Origin of the sequence: Pseudomonas sp. G2-4 (assembly GCF_030064125.1) — a bacterium.
GTDB lineage: Bacteria > Pseudomonadota > Gammaproteobacteria > Pseudomonadales > Pseudomonadaceae > Aquipseudomonas.
On the sequence record NZ_CP125957.1, the window covers coordinates 2,170,109 to 2,187,692 of the forward strand.

The 17,584-nt window shown below is 61.2% G+C and carries 14 protein-coding genes and 4 tRNA genes; 16 read left to right on the top strand and 2 right to left on the bottom strand.

The features are described from left to right. Positions 1–130 precede the first annotated feature (130 nt). From gltX to QNH97_RS09795, 10 genes are all read left to right on the top strand, one after another. The gene (gltX, locus tag QNH97_RS09750; protein WP_123341916.1) at positions 131–1,612 is read left to right on the top strand and encodes a glutamate--tRNA ligase; all 1,482 of its coding nucleotides are present in this window, start codon (positions 131–133) and stop codon (positions 1,610–1,612) included. A gap of 146 nt (positions 1,613–1,758) precedes the next feature. Further along, positions 1,759–1,834: transfer RNA gene (locus QNH97_RS09755), tRNA-Ala, on the top strand. A gap of 79 nt (positions 1,835–1,913) precedes the next feature. Further along, a tRNA-Glu gene (locus QNH97_RS09760) sits at positions 1,914–1,989 on the top strand. 53 nt (positions 1,990–2,042) lie between these two features. Beyond that, positions 2,043–2,118, top strand: a tRNA-Ala gene (locus QNH97_RS09765). 77 nt (positions 2,119–2,195) lie between these two features. Continuing rightward, positions 2,196–2,271: transfer RNA gene (locus QNH97_RS09770), tRNA-Glu, on the top strand. A gap of 181 nt (positions 2,272–2,452) precedes the next feature. Then, positions 2,453–2,992, top strand: a complete 540-nt coding sequence (locus QNH97_RS09775) for a TetR/AcrR family transcriptional regulator (protein ID WP_283556625.1) — start codon at positions 2,453–2,455, stop codon at positions 2,990–2,992. A 28-nt stretch (positions 2,993–3,020) separates the two neighbouring features. Further along, positions 3,021–3,854, top strand: coding sequence for an alpha/beta fold hydrolase (locus QNH97_RS09780; protein WP_283556626.1), 834 nt, complete (start codon positions 3,021–3,023; stop codon positions 3,852–3,854). 45 nt (positions 3,855–3,899) lie between these two features. After that, positions 3,900–4,349, top strand: a complete 450-nt coding sequence (locus QNH97_RS09785) for an acyl-CoA thioesterase (RefSeq protein WP_283556627.1) — start codon at positions 3,900–3,902, stop codon at positions 4,347–4,349. Positions 4,350–4,726: 377 nt separating this feature from the next. After that, positions 4,727–5,686: a tRNA dihydrouridine synthase gene (locus QNH97_RS09790; RefSeq protein WP_283556628.1), complete on the top strand. Its 960-nt coding sequence runs from the start codon at positions 4,727–4,729 to the stop codon at positions 5,684–5,686. Between the two features lie 119 nt (positions 5,687–5,805). Continuing rightward, the gene (locus QNH97_RS09795) at positions 5,806–6,258 is read left to right on the top strand and encodes an Hsp20 family protein (RefSeq protein ID WP_283556629.1); all 453 of its coding nucleotides are present in this window, start codon (positions 5,806–5,808) and stop codon (positions 6,256–6,258) included. Positions 6,259–6,465: 207 nt separating this feature from the next. On the opposite strand, the gene QNH97_RS09800 is transcribed toward QNH97_RS09795, so the two are convergent. Together QNH97_RS09800 and QNH97_RS09805 are read right to left on the bottom strand one after the other, a co-directional pair. Then, the gene (locus tag QNH97_RS09800) at positions 6,466–9,744 is read right to left on the bottom strand and encodes an EAL domain-containing protein (RefSeq protein WP_283556630.1); all 3,279 of its coding nucleotides are present in this window, start codon (positions 9,742–9,744) and stop codon (positions 6,466–6,468) included. A 67-nt stretch (positions 9,745–9,811) separates the two neighbouring features. After that, entirely contained in the window at positions 9,812–10,702 is an 891-nt protein-coding gene (locus QNH97_RS09805) for a LysR family transcriptional regulator (protein ID WP_283556631.1), read from the bottom strand. A gap of 157 nt (positions 10,703–10,859) precedes the next feature. On the opposite strand from QNH97_RS09805, the gene leuC reads away from it, so the two are divergent. The 6 genes from leuC (at position 10,860) to QNH97_RS09835 (ending at position 17,414) form a co-directional block, all read left to right on the top strand. Further along, a complete protein-coding gene (leuC, locus tag QNH97_RS09810) occupies positions 10,860–12,278 on the top strand; it encodes a 3-isopropylmalate dehydratase large subunit (protein WP_283556632.1) in 1,419 nt (472 codons plus the stop codon). A gap of 11 nt (positions 12,279–12,289) precedes the next feature. Next, complete coding sequence (leuD, locus tag QNH97_RS09815) at positions 12,290–12,934, top strand: 3-isopropylmalate dehydratase small subunit (RefSeq protein ID WP_186657457.1); 645 nt, start codon at positions 12,290–12,292, stop codon at positions 12,932–12,934. Between the two features lie 147 nt (positions 12,935–13,081). Further along, positions 13,082–13,846, top strand: a complete 765-nt coding sequence (locus QNH97_RS09820; protein WP_283556633.1) for a class I SAM-dependent methyltransferase — start codon at positions 13,082–13,084, stop codon at positions 13,844–13,846. Between the two features lie 54 nt (positions 13,847–13,900). After that, positions 13,901–14,983, top strand: coding sequence for a 3-isopropylmalate dehydrogenase (gene leuB, locus QNH97_RS09825; RefSeq protein WP_283556634.1), 1,083 nt, complete (start codon positions 13,901–13,903; stop codon positions 14,981–14,983). Between the two features lie 54 nt (positions 14,984–15,037). Next, entirely contained in the window at positions 15,038–16,150 is a 1,113-nt protein-coding gene (asd, locus tag QNH97_RS09830; protein WP_025212819.1) for an aspartate-semialdehyde dehydrogenase, read from the top strand. 253 nt (positions 16,151–16,403) lie between these two features. Further along, on the top strand, positions 16,404–17,414 hold the full coding sequence (locus QNH97_RS09835; RefSeq protein WP_283556635.1) for an aspartate-semialdehyde dehydrogenase: 1,011 nt from the start codon (positions 16,404–16,406) through the stop codon (positions 17,412–17,414). Positions 17,415–17,584 lie beyond the last annotated feature (170 nt).

Genomic DNA, 17,584 nt, shown 5'->3' on the forward strand with positions numbered 1-17,584 from the left:
TCGCGATGGGCGCGACTCGGTCTGACGACTGGCCACTCAAATCCCGCTCTCACTGGAGCCCGCCCACCATCGCCTGTTACCATTCGCCCCCTGTTTGATCTTCGCTTTTATATTCATTCCGAGACATGCCATGACCACCGTCCGCACCCGCATCGCGCCTTCGCCTACTGGCGATCCCCATGTCGGCACCGCTTACATCGCTTTGTTCAATTATTGCTTTGCCAAGCAGCACGGCGGTGAGTTCATCCTGCGGATCGAGGACACCGACCAGTTGCGCTCGACGCGTGAGTCCGAACAGCAGATTTTCGACGCCCTGCGCTGGCTGGGTATCGACTGGAGCGAAGGCCCGGATGTCGGCGGCCCCCATGGGCCATACCGCCAGAGCGAGCGCGGCGATATCTACAAGCAGTATTGCCAGCAACTGGTGGACATGGGGCATGCGTTCCCCTGCTTCTGCACCGCCGAAGAGCTGGACCAGATGCGCGCCGAGCAGATGGCCCGTGGCGAAACCCCGCGCTACGACGGCCGTGCGTTGCTGCTGTCCAAGGAAGAAGTGGCCCGTCGCCTGGCGGCTGGCGAGCCCCATGTGATCCGCATGAAGGTGCCGACCGAAGGCGTCTGCGTGGTGCCGGACATGCTGCGTGGCGATGTCGAGATCCCGTGGGATCGCATGGACATGCAAGTGCTGATGAAGACCGACGGCCTGCCGACGTACTTCCTGGCCAACGTGGTCGACGATCACCTGATGGGCATCACCCACGTATTGCGCGGTGAAGAATGGCTGCCGTCGGCGCCGAAACTGATCCTGCTCTACGAATACTTCGGCTGGGAACAACCGCAGCTGTGCTACATGCCGCTGCTGCGTAACCCGGACAAGAGCAAGCTGTCCAAGCGCAAGAACCCGACCTCGGTGACGTTCTACGAGCGCATGGGCTTCATGCCCGAAGCGATGCTCAATTACCTGGGTCGCATGGGCTGGTCGATGCCGGACGAGCGCGAGAAGTTCTCGCTGCAGGAAATGGTCGAGCACTTCGATCTGTCGCGCGTCTCCCTGGGTGGGCCGATCTTCGACGTTGAGAAACTGTCGTGGCTCAACGGCCAGTGGCTGCGGGACCTGCCGGTGGAAGAGTTCGCCGCACGGGTGCAGAAGTGGGCATTGAACCCCGAGTACATGATGAAAATCGCCCCCCATGTACAGGGCCGGGTGGAGACCTTCAGCCAGATCGCCCCGCTGGCCGGTTTCTTCTTTGCCGGTGGCGTGACGCCGGATGTGAAGCTGTTCGAATCCAAGAAGCTGTCGGGCGACCAGGTCCGCCAGTTGATGCAGTTGATCCTGTGGAAGCTTGAAAGCCTGCGCCAATGGGAAAAAGACAGCATCACCGCCACCATCCAGGCGGTTGTCGAACATCTGGAGTTGAAACTGCGTGACGCCATGCCGCTGATGTTCGCCGCCATTACCGGCCAGGCCAGCTCAGTGTCGGTGCTCGATGCCATGGAAATTCTCGGGCCGGACCTGACCCGTTTCCGCCTGCGTCAGGCCATCGACTTGCTCGGTGGCGTGTCGAAGAAGGAAAACAAAGAGTGGGAAAAACTGTTGGGCGCGATTGCCTAAGCGGTCGATGGAGCAGGGCATACCCCGGTTTTCCGGGGTTTGTCGGTAAGTGATTGTTATCCCGGCAAAAAACTTTCAAATTTGTTGAAAATAAATTTGACAGCCCTCCGATACGCCCTTAAGATTCGCCCCGTCCTCAGCGATGAGGGGCTATAGCTCAGCTGGGAGAGCGCTTGCATGGCATGCAAGAGGTCGACGGTTCGATCCCGTCTAGCTCCACCAATTTACACTTCAAGGCCTGGCCACACGGGGCTTGAAGCGATCAACACTCAGCGTTGATCAGTTGTATAGAAGGGTTTGCGTCCCCTTCGTCTAGTGGCCTAGGACACCGCCCTTTCACGGCGGTAACAGGGGTTCGAGTCCCCTAGGGGACGCCAGTTTTACAGAAGCGATGTTGCAAGATGTCGCTCCGCCGCGAGGCGAAAAATCCGGGGCTATAGCTCAGCTGGGAGAGCGCTTGCATGGCATGCAAGAGGTCGACGGTTCGATCCCGTCTAGCTCCACCAATTTACAGGTTCAAGGTCTGGCCACACCGGCCTTGAGTCGATCAGTTCTCAGCGCTGATCATGTACAGAAGGTTTGTGTCCCCTTCGTCTAGTGGCCTAGGACACCGCCCTTTCACGGCGGTAACAGGGGTTCGAGTCCCCTAGGGGACGCCACGATTACCCGCTCTGCGGGATTTTATAAGGGTCATTCAATTCTTGAATGGCCCTTTTGTTTGTCTGGCGTTCGGCCATTCTCCTATTTCTCGAAAAAATGCTTCTGATCAGCGGTCGGGATTTCCGCTTGCATAAAATTATTATGCAGATAATATTTCAATCGTAATATTCGGAGGCGACGATGAGCGATAAAAAGGCACTAACCCGTGAACGCATTCTCAAGGCCGCCAGCGATGCGCTGATCCAGCGTGGCCCGGCGGAGCCGAGCGTGGGCGAGGTGATGGGCGCAGCCGGGCTGACGGTGGGCGGCTTCTATGCCCATTTCGAAAGCAAGGATGCCTTGATGCTGGAGGCATTCAAACATTTGCTCAGCCGGCGTCGCGGCCTGATCGCCGACATGGACGCCGAACTGACCGGTGAAGAGCGGCGCGCTTTGGTCGCGGCGTTCTATCTGTCGCGCAAGCACCGCGATTCCACCGAAAATGCTTGCCCGATCCCCGCGTCGATCGGTGAGCTCGGACGGCTGCCGGATGCGTTCCGTGAGGTTCTCAATGAGCATGTCGAGCTGATGACCGCGCAGTTGGCGGCCAGCCCGGAAGACGCCGACAAAGTCTTGGCCGACATCGCCCTGATGGTGGGTGGCCTGGCTTTGGCACGGGCCTTGGGCCCGGGCGAGTTATCGGATCGTTTGCTGCGCGCCGCCAAGTCGGCGGTGCGATGAGCTAAGGCGCGAGCCTGGGAGATGAGCGATGAACAGGTTGAGCTGGATTCGTGGCGTCAATGGCACGCTTGGCCGACTGGCTCCGCGTCTGGTGGCGAAGAAGATGCGAGGGGTGTTCATGCGTCCCCGAAACCTGCCGCCGCGGGACTGGGAGTTGCCGCTGCTGGCCAGTTCTGAGCGCATCACCTTGCGTTTCGGTCTGTCCGCCTTGCGGTGGGGCAAGGGCCCGACCGTCTTGCTGATGCACGGCTGGGAAGGGCGACCCACCCAGTTCGCGGCGTTGATCACTGCGCTGGTGGACGCCGGCTACACAGTGGTGGCGCTGGACGGTCCGGCCCATGGTCGCTCTCCTGGCCACGAGGCAAATGTCTTGTTGTTCGCCAGGGCCATGCTGGAAGCCGCAGCCGAGCTGCCGCCGTTGCAGGCTGTGATCGGGCATTCCATGGGCGGTGCCAGTGCCCTGTTGGCCGTCCAGTTGGGGTTGCGTACCGAGACGCTGGTCAGTATCGCTGCGCCCGCCAGGATTCTTGGTGTCCTGCGCGGTTTCTCCCGGATGATGGGCCTGCCGCCCAAGGCGCGTTCGGCCTTCATTCGCCAGGTAGAAAGTGATGTGGGCATGCCCGCCTCGAAAATGGATGTCACGCATTATCAACTGGACGTACCGGGGTTGATCGTTCATGCCGAGGACGACACATCGGTTTCGGTCAAGGAGTCGCAACTGATCCACGAAGCCTGGTTCGACAGCCGCTTGCTGCGTTTGCCTGAGGGCGGGCACCAGCGGGTGCTGGCCGATCCCCGTGTCATTGATGGCGTGTTATCACTGCTGGCCGGGCGCAGCCTGCAAGCGCGGCAATCGGCTTGATCATCCGTTACACTGCCCCGATCCACATTCGACCGGGAGAGGGGCATGGGCTGGGATCGGGCAACGCCATTCATCATTGATCTTCAAGTCAATGCCGAAGACATCGACGGGCTGGGCCATGCCAACAACGCGGTGTACGTCACCTGGCTCGAGCGCTGTGCCTGGCGCCATTCCCAGCGACTGGGGCTGGATTTAGTGGAGTATCGGCGGCTGGACCGGGCCATGGCGGTGGTGCGACATGAAATCGATTACCTGGCGGCGGCCTACGAAGGCGACGAGCTGCAACTGGCGACCTGGATCGTCGACTGGGACCAGCGGTTGAAGATGACCCGGCATTTCCAGCTGATCCGCCCCCGTGACAACACCACTCTGCTGCGCGCCCAGACCACATTCGTCTGCATCGAGCTGTCCACCGGCAAGCCCAAGCGCATGCCGCCGGAATTCATTGAAGGCTATGGCGTGGCGCTGAATCCATCTGGCATCTTCATAGACTGACCCACCGCTATCGCGAGCAGGCTCGCTCCCACAATAGATTGCGGGACGCCGATGCTATGAGCGCCCCCAACCCCCTGTGGGAGCGAGCCTGCTCGCGAAGACGGCGGTACATTCAACATCTCCGCAAGCAGACCCAGCGCCATCGCGAGCAGGCTCGCTCCCACAATAGATTGCGGTGGACGCCGATGCTATGAGCGCCCCCAACCCCCTGTGGGAGCGAGCCTGCTCGCGATAGCGGCGGCACATCCAACATCTCCGCAAGCAGACCCAGCGCCATCGCGAGCAAGCTCGCTCCCACAAGGATTTGTGGTGAATGCCGGATATGTGGGCAAAATCCGGTAAACTGCCGCACGTTTTTTCGTTGAGTGTGTTTTTCCATGCAAATTGCCCTGGCGCCCATGGAGGGGTTGGTCGACAACATCCTGCGGGACGTCCTGACTCGTGTTGGCGGCATCGACTGGTGCGTCACCGAGTTCATCCGCATCAATGACCGCCTGCTCACGCCTGCCTATTTCCATAAGCTCGCCCCTGAGCTGCTGACCGGTGCCCGGACCGCTGCCGGGGTGCCGTTGCGGGTGCAGTTGCTGGGGTCCGATCCGGTGTGCCTGGCGGAAAACGCAGCGTTGGCTTGCGAGTTGGGCTCGGAGGTGATCGATCTGAACTTCGGTTGCCCGGCCAAGACCGTGAACAAATCCCGGGGCGGAGCGGTGTTGCTCAAGGAACCGGAGCTGCTCAACCAAATCGTCGAACACGTGCGTCGCGCGGTGCCCAGGCACATCCCCGTCACCGCCAAGATGCGCCTGGGCTTTGACAGCCCGGACGGCGCACTGGTCTGCGCCACGGCGCTGGCTGAGGGTGGTGCGGCGCACATTGTGGTGCATGCGCGGACCAAGACCGATGGCTACAAACCGCCGGCTCACTGGGAATGGATCCCCAGGGTCCAGGAAGTGGTCAAAGTGCCGGTGTTCGCCAACGGCGATATCTGGAGCGTGGAAGACTGGCGTCGTTGCCGCGAGATCAGTGGCGTCGAAGACATCATGCTTGGTCGCGGCCTCGTTTCCCGCCCTGACCTGGCCCGGCAGATCGCAGCGGCGCGGGCCGGTGAAGAAGTGGTCGAGATGTCCTGGGCCGAGCTGCAACCAATGCTCCAGGACTTCTGGGTGCAGGTGGTCGAGCAACTGACACCCCGTCAGGCGCCCGGTCGCTTGAAGCAATGGCTGGCGATGCTGACCCGCAATTACCCCGAGGCGGTGGCGCTGTTTACCGCCCTTCGGCGGGAAACCGAGCTGGATGCGGTGGGCCGTTTGCTGGGTGTACAGCGCACCGAAGCGGCCTGAAAAAATTTCAAAAAAAGCTCTTGAAAAGTATTTGGCGGACCCTAGATAGGGGTTACGCGATGCCGAATTCGGGTCGCGGAGACAAAAAAACTTGCTGAATTTTTCAGGAGATTTGAATCATGAGTACTGCATTTTCACTGGCCCCTCTGTTCCGTTCCTCGGTGGGTTTCGACCGTTTCAACGACCTGTTCGAAACTGCCCTGCGCAACGAACCGGGCAGCAGCTATCCACCCTACAACGTGGAAAAACATGGTGATGACGAATACCGAATCGTGGTCGCCGCCGCCGGGTTCCAGGAAGAAGACCTGGACCTGCAGGTGGAAAAAGGTGTGCTGACCATCAGTGGCGGTAAGCGTGAAGCCAGCAACGACAGTGTGACCTTCCTGCATCAGGGCATTGCCCAGCGTGCGTTCAAACTGTCCTTCCGGTTGGCGGATCATATCGAGATCAAGTCCGCCGGTCTGAGCAACGGTCTGTTGAGCATCGACCTGTTGCGAGTGATCCCGGAAGAGGCGAAAGCCAAGCGCATCCCGATCAATGGGGCGCAGCAGCAACCCGCGTTGCAAAACTGATGCATCGCAACTGAAGAAGGGCGCCAAATGGCGCCCTTTTTCATTGTGCAGCACCGAGAATTACTGTGGCGAGGGAGCTTGCTCCCGCTGGGTTGCGCAGCAGCCCCAAAAGCAGTCAATCGCATATCGGCAATTGATTGGGACTGCTGCGCAGTCCAGCGGGAGCAAGCTCCCTCGCCACAAAAGCCTCCTGCCTGGCTGCATAGGCTACGGCAACAACCGCTCAAACGCCTCCAACGGCAACGGCCGGCTATGCAAATACCCCTGGTACAAATGGCAATCAAGCCCTTGCAGGAATTGCAGTTGCTCCAGGGTCTCCACGCCCTCGGCAATCATCTTCAGGTTGAGGCTGCGGGCCATGGCGACGATGGCACGGATGATTTCGGCGTCGTTGGGGTCGCTGGTGGCGTCGCGTACGAATGACTGGTCGATTTTCAAGGTGTCCACCGGCAGGCGCTTGAGGTAGGTCAGCGACGAATAACCGGTGCCGAAGTCATCCATGGCGAAGCTCACTCCCAGTTTCTTGAGCCGGCGCATCTTGGCGATGGTGTCGTCCAGGTTCTGGATCACGATGCCTTCGGTGATTTCCAGCTTCAGCATGGAGCAGGGCAGGCCGTGGGTAGCGAGGCAGGTTTCAATGCGTTCGACGAAGTCGCTCTGGCGGAACTGCCGCGGGCTGATGTTCACGCACAGGCTGAATTGCTGTGGATCGACCTTGCCCCTGGCGATCAGTTGCTTGAAACCGTCGCAGGCTTCATCGAGGATCCAGGTCCCGACTTCCAGGATCAGGCCACTGTCCTCCAGCACTTTGATGAATTCGGCGGGTGACTGGGCGCCCAGGTCCGGGTGATGCCAGCGTACGAGGGCCTCGGCGCCGACGATGCGGTTGTCCCGAGCGTCGACCTGCGGCTGGAAATGCAGACTGAACTCACCGCGTGCCAGAGCCTGGCGCAGGTCGGTTTCCATGCGCAGTCGTTCGCTGGCAGCTTTCTGCATGGTGGCGTGGAACATCTGCGAGGTGTTGCGGCCCGAATCCTTGGCGCGGTACAGCGCGATGTCGGCGCGCTTGAGCAGGTCGGTCGGAGTGGAACCGTGGTCGGGAATCAGCGCCATGCCAATGCTCGGCGTGACTTGCAGGCGCTGGCCATCGAGGAACATCGGTTCCGAGAGCAAATCGCGCAGGGTATTGGCCAGGCTCTGCACTTGCTCGCTGACGGCTGCCCGGCTGCCCTCCAAGCCACTGAGCAACACGACGAATTCGTCGCCGCCCAGCCGCGCCACGGTGTCTTCCAGGCGCACGCTGGCTTCAAGGCGTGCGGTGATGATTTTCAGCACCGTGTCGCCCACCGGATGACCGAGGGAATCGTTGATGTGTTTGAAGTGGTCCAGGTCGAGAAACAGCAGCGCGCCACGCAGGTTGTGGCGCTTGAGCAGGGCGATTTGCTGGCTCAGCCGGTCCATCAGCAAGGCCCGGTTGGGCAGGTTGGTCAGCGAGTCGTGATAAGCCAGGTGGCGTATCTGGGCTTCGGCGTTGCGCAGCAGACTCACGTCCCGGGCCGTCAGTAGCAAGCAGGCTGTTTCGTTGAGTGTGATGGGCTCCACCGAGACCTCCACCGTGAGCATTTCCCCACGTTTGTTGCGTCCGAGCATCTCCAAGTGATGCACACGGCCCTTGAGCTGCAGCTCGGCCAGCAATGTCGCGCGCTGTTTTTCTTCAGCCCAGATTCCCACCTCGTAGACCGTGTGCCCGATCACCTCGTCGGCGCGGTAGCCGGTCAGGCGACAGAAGCCGTCGTTGACTTCAAGGTAACGGCCACTTTCGCGTTCGGTGATGGTGATCGCGTCCGGGCTGGAGTGAAACGCCTTGGCGAATTTTTCCTCGCTGGCCTTGAGGGCCGCTTCGGAGCGCTGTTGTTGGGTGATATCCCGCAAGGTGGTGACAATGCAGGGCTGGTTGCTGACGTTGATTTGCCGGCTGGAGATCACGCAGGTCAGTGGCTGGCCGTTTTTATGATGGACGACGATGGCGACGTTGTTCAGGGATTGCTCGCGGATCACTCGCTCGATGCGTTGCAAGCTGCTGCCCGAGGCATCCCACAGCCCGATTTCGTCGGCGCTGAGGCCGATCACATCGCTCGCCGCCCAGCCGAAGGTCTGGGTGAAACTGGAGTTGATCTCGAGGAATCGGCCGCTGTCCTGGTGAGTGACGCAGATCGGGTCGGGGCTGACCTGGAACAGCGTGGCGAATTTTTCTTCCGATGCCGCCAGGCTTTGTTCGCGCTCCACCTGATCGGTGATGTCCAGCAAGGTACCGGCCATGCGCAAGGGGCTGCCGTCGTCATTGCGATAGAGGCGGGCGCGGCTTTCCAGGTAGCGGGAGCTGCCGTCCGGCAGTTGTACACGGTAGGTCAGCTGATAGTTGCCCGCCGGGCCTTCCCGCAGACTGCGGTAGGCATTGCGCATGTTGTTGCGTTCTTCAGTGGGTACTCCGTCGAAAAACGCATCGAACGACTCATGGAAAGGCTTGGGCTCCAGGCCATGGAGCTGCGCGGCCCGCGCCGAACCATAGAGCATGCCGCTGGGAATGTGCCAATCCCAAGTGCCCAGTTGAGCCGAGTCGAGGGCCAGGTCCAAGCGTTCCTGGCTGTCCTTGAGGGCCTGTTCGGCGAGTTTGCGTGCGGTGGTGTCGAGGAAGGTGCTCAGCAGATAAGGCTGGCCTTCCAGTTCGACTTTTTGCGCGCTGAGAAGACCGCTATGGATTTGCCCATTGCTGGCCCGCAGCTCCACCTCCATGCTCACCAACTCGCCCTGTTTCTTGATCGCTTCAAGCAGTTTTGCCCGCTGTGCGGGATCGACCCACAAGCCCAGTTCCAACGTGGTCCGGCCAATCACATCGTGCAGCGGCCAGCCAAACAGGCTCTCGAAATACTGGTTGGCCTCGCTGATCATCCCGTCTTCCTGGCGGGTCAGCAGCACCATGTTCGGGCTGAGGTGAAACAGCGTGGCGAAACGCTTTTCAGAACTGCGCAGCGCCTGTTCCCGCTCGCGCTGATGGGTGATCTCGCGGATCACCCCGATCATTCGGGGCCGACCATGCTTGTCGGGCAGCACGCTGCCGTTGATTTCGAGCCAGTGCAGGCTGCCGTCAGGCCAGACGATGCGGTGGTGCATCGCCTGTTCCAGCGGCACACCGGCCACGGCGGCGTGAAAGGCACGCATGGCTTTGGCCCGATCTTCGGGGAGTAACAGGTCCAGGTAATCCACGTCCGCCGGCAACGGTTGGCGCGGATCGAAGCCGAACAGCGCCTGGGTGCCCCGGGACCAACTGATCTGTCCGGTATCGATGTCCCACGACCAGGCCCCCAGTCGCGCCCCATTCAGGGCGGCCAGCAACTGCGGTGCGCTGTCCCAGCTTTGCTCGGACCGTTTCGGGTCGAGCGCCTGGATGCGCGGCAGGGGCGGGAGGTGGTCAGCGGGTTTGGGCATTATCTAACGAGCCTTGGCAGATTGGGCGTTAGGCACGGGTGTTGCGGCTCTATAGGAGTAGCACAACCTATGCCTTTGTCCCTGGCAGATCGATTTGTGCGTCCAGTAAGGCCATGAAAGCCCGTGCAGCATTCGACAGCGTCCGTTCGGTGTGCAGGATATAGCCTAGCTGGCGACTGAGCTGTATGCCCGGCAAAGGAATGCGTGCCACTTGTTCATCGAGCATGGTGCGCGGCAGGACGCTCCAGGCCAGGCCGATGGAAACCATCATTTTTATGGTTTCCAGATAATTCGTGCTCATCGCGATGTTGGGCGTCAGGCCCTGGGCCTCGAACAAGCGTCGGACGATGTGGTGGGTAAAGGTGTTGCCGCCCGGGAACACCGCTGGATGTAAGGCAATGTCTGCCAGGCTGACCGCGCCGTTGTCCAGCAGCGCATGTTCCGGGGCCACCACGAAGTCCAGCGGGTCGTCCCACACTGGCGTGGCGCGCACCAGCGTGTGAGGCTCGGGGGCGAGGGTGATGACGGCCAGCTCTGCCCGCCCGTGGAGGATTTCCTCGTAGGCCACTTCCGAATCCAGGAACTGAATATCCAGCGCCACCTGTGGGTAGCGCCGGGTGAACTCCCTTAATAAAGGCGGCAGGCGGTGCAGGCCGATATGGTGACTGGTGGCGAGCGTCAGGCGGCCGGTCACTTCGCCGGTCAGGTTGGTCAGGGCGCGGCGGGTGTCGTCCAACACGTTGAGGATTTGGTAGGCCCGTGGCAGCAGGGCCCGGCCGGCCTCGGTCAGGCTCACTTCACGGCCCAGGCGATCGAACAGGCGCACCTTGAGTTGTTGCTCCAGGCCCGCAATGCGCTTGCTGATGGCCGGCTGGGTCAGGTGCAGGCGTTCGCCAGCGCCGGAGAAACTGCCGGTCTCGGCGATGGCAATAAAGGCATTGAGATTGGCGAGGTCCATGGCGCTTCCGGTCGGATTCCAGTTGGTTATGCAAAGTATGAAAAATATGAATTTGAGTTATTTAATGTAACCCCATAGGATCAGCCTCACAAGCCAAGGGGTTATTGATTCGCTCAGGGCCCGGGGCATAGAAACAAGCTGATGAGGAAACCGTCTGATGGCCGGCAAAACGCTCTACGACAAGCTCTGGGATTCGCATTTGGTCAAGCAGCGCGACGATGGCTCGGCGCTGATCTACATCGATCGTCACATCATCCACGAGGTGACTTCGCCGCAAGCCTTCGAAGGCCTGCGCCTGGCCGGGCGCAAGCCGTGGCGCATCGATGCCAACATCGCGACCCCGGACCACAACGTACCGACCACACCGGAGCGCAAGGGTGGCATCGAAGCCATTGCCGACGAGGTCTCGCGCCTGCAGGTCCAGACCCTCGACGATAACTGTGACGAATACGGCATCGTCGAATTCAAGATGAACGATGTGCGCCAGGGCATCGTCCACGTCATTGGCCCTGAGCAAGGCGCGACCTTGCCGGGCATGACCGTGGTCTGCGGTGACTCCCACACCTCGACCCACGGCGCTTTCGGCGCCTTGGCCCATGGTATCGGCACCTCCGAGGTCGAGCATGTGCTCGCCACCCAGTGCCTGGTCGCCAAGAAAATGAAAAACATGCTGGTGCGCGTCGAGGGCAAGTTGCCGTTCGGCGTGACCGCCAAGGACATCGTCCTGGCTGTCATCGGCAAGATCGGCACTGCCGGCGGTAACGGCCATGCCATCGAGTTTGCTGGCAGTGCGATTCGCGATTTGTCCGTCGAAGGCCGCATGACCATCTGCAACATGTCCATCGAAGCCGGTGCCCGTGTCGGGTTGGTGGCCGCCGATGAAAAAACCGTTGAGTACGTCAAGGGCCGTCCGTTCGCCCCGAAAGGCGCCGAATGGGACATGGCGGTCGAAGCCTGGAAAGACTTGGTGTCGGACGCCGACGCCAAGTTCGACACGGTGATCGAACTCGACGCGACCCAGATCAAGCCGCAAGTCAGCTGGGGCACTTCTCCGGAAATGGTCTTGGCGGTGGACCAGAACGTGCCGGATCCAGCCAAGGAAATGGACCTGGTCAAGCGCGACTCTATTGTCCGCGCCTTGAAGTACATGGGCTTGAGCGCCAACCAGGCGATCACCGACATTCAACTCGACCGCGTATTCATCGGCTCCTGCACCAACTCGCGGATCGAAGACTTGCGCGCTGCGGCGGTGATCGCCAAGGGCCGCAAGGTCGCCTCGACCATCAAGCAGGCCATCGTGGTGCCGGGTTCGGGCCTGGTGAAGGCCCAGGCTGAAGCGGAAGGGCTGGACAAGATTTTCCTCGAGGCCGGTTTCGAATGGCGCGAGCCGGGGTGCTCGATGTGCCTGGCGATGAACCCGGACCGCTTGGAGTCGGGCGAGCATTGCGCCTCCACCTCCAACCGTAACTTCGAAGGCCGTCAGGGCGCCGGTGGCCGTACGCACCTGGTGAGCCCAGCCATGGCCGCGGCGGCGGCTGTCAACGGTCGTTTCGTCGACGTCCGCGAATTGATCTGAAGGAGCGCAGCATGAAAGCTTTTACCCAGCACACTGGTCTTGTCGCGCCTTTGGATCGTGCCAACGTCGACACCGACCAGATCATTCCCAAGCAGTTCTTGAAATCCATCAAACGCACCGGCTTCGGCCCGAACCTGTTTGACGAGTGGCGCTACCTCGATGTCGGCCAGCCGTACCAGGACAACTCCAAGCGCCCGTTGAACAAGGATTTCGTGCTCAACGCCGAGCGTTACCAAGGCGCCAGCGTGTTGCTGGCGCGGGAGAACTTCGGCTGCGGTTCGAGCCGCGAACACGCGCCATGGGCGTTGGAAGAGTACGGTTTTCGCAGCATCATCGCGCCGAGCTACGCCGACATCTTCTTCAACAACAGCTTCAAGAACGGTTTGCTGCCGATCATCCTCAGCGACGCTGAAGTGGACGAGCTGTTCCAGCAGGTCGAAGCGAACCCCGGCTATCAGTTGCAGATCGACCTGGCGGCCCAGACCGTGACCCGTCCCGACGGCAAGGTGCTGAATTTCGAGATCGACGCGTTTCGCAAGCATTGCCTGCTCAACGGCCTGGACGACATCGGCTTGACCTTGCAGGACGGTGAGGCGATTGCCACGTTCGAAGCCAAGCACCGGGCGAGCCAGCCTTGGTTGTTTCGCGATGCTTGATTGATTTGAGATTGAGGTAGGCAGTACCGGCCTCATCGCGAGCAAGCTCGCTCCCACAGGTGTTTTGTGAACACCACAAATCCCCTGTGGGAGCGAGCTTGCTCGCGATGGGGACCGCTCAGGCGATACAAACTTCAAGGACATCCCATGACCAGCACCGCCCACAGTCAGGTCGTACAAAAGCAATTCGGTGAACAGGCCTCGGCCTATCTGAGCAGTGCCGTGCACGCCCAGGGCACCGAGTTCGCGCTGCTGCAGGCGGAGCTGGCAGGGCATGGCAATGCCCGGGTGCTGGACCTGGGGTGTGGCGCCGGTCACGTGAGTTTCCAGGTCGCGCCACTGGCCGGTGAAGTGGTGGCCTACGATCTGTCCCAACAGATGTTGGATGTTGTGACCGCAGCAGCGGCCGAGCGGGGCCTGGACAACATCACCACGGTGCACGGCGCCGCCGAGCGCCTGCCGTTTGCCGACGATGAGTTCGACTTCGTGTTCAGCCGTTACTCGGCGCATCATTGGAGCGACCTGGGCCTGGCATTGCGGGAAGTGCGCCGCGTGCTAAAGCCGGGCGGGGTGGTGGCGTTCATTGATGTCCTGTCCCCTGGCGCGCCCTTGCTGGACACGTACCTGCAAAGCGTCGAAGTGCTGCGTGACACCAGCCATGTACGCGATTATTCGGCCGGTGAATGGTTGCGCCAGGTCAGCGAAGCGGGGTTGCACACCCGCAGCACTTCGCGTCAGCGCCTGCGCCTGGAATACCGCTCCTGGGTCGAGCGCATGCGCACCCCCGAGGTGATGCGGGCGGCGATCCTCGAACTGCAGCGCTCGATGGGCAATGAAGTGCGTGAATATTTTGAGATTGAGGCCGATGGTTCGTTCAGTACAGATGTACTGGTGCTGTGGGCCGAGCGATAGCATTTTTCCCGGCCAGGCCCAGAGGCGTGTGCCGACAAAGCAAACGAGGAAAACATGAGCAAGCAGATTCTGATTCTCCCAGGCGACGGCATTGGCCCGGAAATCATGGCCGAAGCGGTCAAGGTCCTGGAACTGGCCAACGACAAGTACGGCCTGGGCTTTGAGCTCAGCCACGACGTGATCGGCGGCGCGGCCATCGACAAGCACGGCGTGCCCCTGGCCGATGAAACCCTGGACCGAGCCCGCGCAGCCGATGCCGTGCTGCTGGGCGCCGTGGGCGGCCCGAAATGGGACAAGATCGAACGCGACATTCGCCCCGAACGCGGCTTGCTGAAGATCCGCGCGCAATTGGGCCTGTTCGGCAACCTGCGTCCGGCGATCCTCTACCCGCAACTGGCCGACGCCTCGAGCCTGAAGCCGGAAATCGTTTCGGGCCTGGACATCCTCATCGTCCGTGAGCTGACCGGCGGTATCTACTTCGGCGCCCCACGGGGCACCCGTGAGTTGGATAATGGCGAGCGTCAGGCCTACGACACCCTGCCGTACAGCGAAAGCGAAATCCGCCGTATCGCCCGGGTCGGTTTCGACATGGCTCGCGTGCGCGGCAAGAAGCTGTGCTCGGTGGACAAGGCCAACGTATTGGCGTCCAGCCAACTGTGGCGCGAAGTGGTCGAGCAGGTGGCCAAGGATTACCCGGACATCGAACTGAGCCACATGTACGTCGATAACGCCGCCATGCAACTGGTGCGCGCGCCGAAGCAGTTCGATGTGATCGTCACCGACAATATGTTCGGCGACATCCTGTCCGACGAAGCATCGATGCTCACCGGCTCCATCGGCATGCTGCCGTCGGCCTCCCTGGATGCCAACAATAAAGGTATGTACGAGCCGTGCCACGGCTCGGCGCCGGACATTGCCGGGCAGGGCATTGCCAACCCGTTGGCAACCATCCTGTCGGTGTCGATGATGTTGCGTTACAGCTTCAACCTCCACGACGCCGCCGAGGCGATCGAGAAGGCGGTCAGCGTGGTGCTGGATCAAGGTCTGCGCACGGGCGACATCTGGTCGGCCGGTTGTACCAAAGTCGGTACGCAGCAAATGGGCGATGCAGTAGTCGCCGCGCTGCGGAATCTGTAATCTTTGCGGCCCACCGCTTCGACGGTGGCCCACTTTTGTATAGGTGTAGTTGCGATGAAACGTGTAGGTCTGATCGGTTGGCGCGGCATGGTCGGTTCCGTGCTCATGCAGCGAATGCTGGAAGAGCAGGATTTCGATCTCATTGAGCCGGTGTTTTTCACCACGTCCAACGTGGGTGGCCAAGGCCCGTCCGTGGGCAAGGACACCGGCGCGCTCAAGGATGCCTACAGCATTGACGAGCTCAAGACCCTCGACGTGATCCTGACTTGCCAGGGCGGCGACTACACCAGCGAAGTCTTCCCCAAGCTGCGTGAAGCCGGCTGGCAGGGTTACTGGATTGACGCCGCTTCCAGCCTGCGCATGCAGGATGACGCGGTGATCGTCCTCGACCCGGTGAACCGCAAGGTTATCGACCAGCAACTGGACGCGGGCACCAAGAACTACATCGGCGGCAACTGCACCGTCAGCCTGATGCTGATGGGCTTGGGCGGTCTGTTCGAAGCCGGTCTGGTGGAGTGGATGAGCGCCATGACCTATCAGGCGGCTTCCGGTGCCGGCGCGCAGAACATGCGCGAGCTGATCAAGCAGATGGGCGCGACCCACGCTGCTGTCGCCGATGACCTGGCCAACCCGGCCAGCGCCATCCTGGACATCGACCGCAAGGTCGCCGAGGCGATGCGCAGCGATGCGTACCCGACCGAAAACTTCGGTGTGCCGCTGGCCGGCAGCCTGATCCCGTGGATCGACAAAGAGCTGCCCAACGGCCAGAGCCGTGAAGAGTGGAAGGCCCAGGCCGAAACCAACAAGATCCTCGGGCGCTTCAAGAGCCCGATCCCGGTGGACGGCATCTGCGTGCGTATCGGCGCCATGCGCTGCCACAGCCAGGCGCTGACCATCAAGCTGAACAAAGATGTGCCAATTGCAGACATCGAAGGGTTGATCAGCCAGCACAACCCTTGGGTCAAGCTGGTGCCGAACAACCGCGACATCAGTATGCAGGAGCTGAGCCCGACCAAGGTCACCGGCACCCTGAACGTACCGGTGGGGCGTTTGCGCAAACTGAACATGGGCTCGCAATTCGTCGGTGCCTTCACCGTCGGCGACCAACTGCTGTGGGGCGCGGCCGAACCGCTGCGTCGCATGTTGCGGATCCTGCTCGAGCGTTGATCGATTGCTGTTGTGAAAGAGCCCGTGCCTTGTGAGAGGTACGGGTTTTTTATTGGGCGACAGTTGTGTGTCAGGGCTGGCCTCATCGCGAGCAAGCTCGTTCCCACAGGTTTTGCGGTCATTGAAGATCCCATGTGGGAGCGAGCTTGCTCGCGATGGGGCCAATCCAGGCGCTGCAAGTCCCCCAGCCAATTGCCTGCATACCCACCACCCGGTAAAGTGCCGCTCCCCACGTTTTACCCGAGGTAGACCCATGAGCCAGTCCTTTGATATTGCCGTGATCGGCGCCACCGGTACTGTCGGCGAAACCCTTGTCCAGATTCTCGAAGAGCGGGACTTCCCGGTTGGCAACTTGCATTTGCTGGCCAGCAGCGAATCGGCAGGCAGTTCGGTGATGTTTCGCGGGAAAAACGTGCGGGTGCGTGAGGTCGATGAGTTCGACTTCAGCAAAGTGCAGCTGGCGTTCTTCGCCGCCGGTCCGGCGGTGACCCTGAGTTTCGCCCCGCGCGCCACGGCTGCCGGTTGCGCGCTGATCGATCTGTCCGGTGCCCTGCCGCCGGAACAGGCGCCGCAGATCGTGCCCGAAGCCAACGCCCAGGTGCTGGTCGGCCTGGGCAAGCCCTTTCAGGTCAGCAGCCCGAGCTCGTCGGCTACCATACTGGCGGTTGCCCTGGCACCGCTGCGCGACGACCTGGATTTGCAACGCGTCAGCGTGACCGCCAGCCTCGCCGTCTCAGCCCAAGGCCGCGTTGCCGTGAGTGAATTGGCGCGTCAGACCGCCGAACTGCTCAACGCCCGCCCGGTGGAGCCGAAGTTCTTTGACCGGCAGATGGCCTTCAACCTGCTGGCCCAGGTGGGGACCCCGGACGAGCAGGGTCATACGCAACTGGAAAAGCGCCTGGTCGGCGAGTTGCGCCAGGTGCTGAATCAACCTTTATTAAAGATTTCCGTTACTTGCATTCAAGCCCCGGTGTTTTTCGGCGATAGCTTTAGCGTGACGGTGCAGTCTGCCCGCGCCATCGACCTGGCGAAAGTCAACGCTGCCTTGGAAGCGGCACCCGGTATCGAGCTGGTGGAGGCGGGGGATTACCCGACGCCGGTGGGCGATGCGGTGGGGCAGGATGTGGTTTACATCGGTCGTGTGCGCGGCGGTATCGACGATCCGGCGGAACTAAATATGTGGCTGACGTCAGATAACGTGCGCAAGGGCGCGGCGCTCAATGCAGTGCAGGTGGCGGAGTTGTTGATAAAAGACCTGCTGTAAAAGATACTTGGCAACAATTTGTCGAATGATTCTAGCTGGGCGCTATGCTTGGTCAGAGCGTTGAAGGCGAACATCCCTGCGGGGGGCTTGCCCCGGGGCATGAGTGAAACGATCGCGCGCACCGTCGCTTCGGGGCTGCGCGCAATGCCTTACGGCAGCGGCATCAACAC

Excerpts from the sequence above, each read along its gene's own strand:
- gltX (WP_123341916.1), top strand. The coding sequence starts at position 131 with ATGACCACCGTCCGCACCCGCATCGCGCCTTCGCCTACTGGCGATCCC.
- QNH97_RS09775 (WP_283556625.1), top strand. The coding sequence starts at position 2,453 with ATGAGCGATAAAAAGGCACTAACCCGTGAACGCATTCTCAAGGCCGCC.
- QNH97_RS09780 (WP_283556626.1), top strand. The coding sequence starts at position 3,021 with ATGAACAGGTTGAGCTGGATTCGTGGCGTCAATGGCACGCTTGGCCGA.
- QNH97_RS09785 (WP_283556627.1), top strand. The coding sequence starts at position 3,900 with ATGGGCTGGGATCGGGCAACGCCATTCATCATTGATCTTCAAGTCAAT.
- QNH97_RS09790 (WP_283556628.1), top strand. The coding sequence starts at position 4,727 with ATGCAAATTGCCCTGGCGCCCATGGAGGGGTTGGTCGACAACATCCTG.
- QNH97_RS09795 (WP_283556629.1), top strand. The coding sequence starts at position 5,806 with ATGAGTACTGCATTTTCACTGGCCCCTCTGTTCCGTTCCTCGGTGGGT.
- QNH97_RS09800 (WP_283556630.1), bottom strand. The coding sequence starts at position 9,744 with ATGCCCAAACCCGCTGACCACCTCCCGCCCCTGCCGCGCATCCAGGCG.
- QNH97_RS09805 (WP_283556631.1), bottom strand. The coding sequence starts at position 10,702 with ATGGACCTCGCCAATCTCAATGCCTTTATTGCCATCGCCGAGACCGGC.
- leuC (WP_283556632.1), top strand. The coding sequence starts at position 10,860 with ATGGCCGGCAAAACGCTCTACGACAAGCTCTGGGATTCGCATTTGGTC.
- leuD (WP_186657457.1), top strand. The coding sequence starts at position 12,290 with ATGAAAGCTTTTACCCAGCACACTGGTCTTGTCGCGCCTTTGGATCGT.
- QNH97_RS09820 (WP_283556633.1), top strand. The coding sequence starts at position 13,082 with ATGACCAGCACCGCCCACAGTCAGGTCGTACAAAAGCAATTCGGTGAA.
- leuB (WP_283556634.1), top strand. The coding sequence starts at position 13,901 with ATGAGCAAGCAGATTCTGATTCTCCCAGGCGACGGCATTGGCCCGGAA.
- asd (WP_025212819.1), top strand. The coding sequence starts at position 15,038 with ATGAAACGTGTAGGTCTGATCGGTTGGCGCGGCATGGTCGGTTCCGTG.
- QNH97_RS09835 (WP_283556635.1), top strand. The coding sequence starts at position 16,404 with ATGAGCCAGTCCTTTGATATTGCCGTGATCGGCGCCACCGGTACTGTC.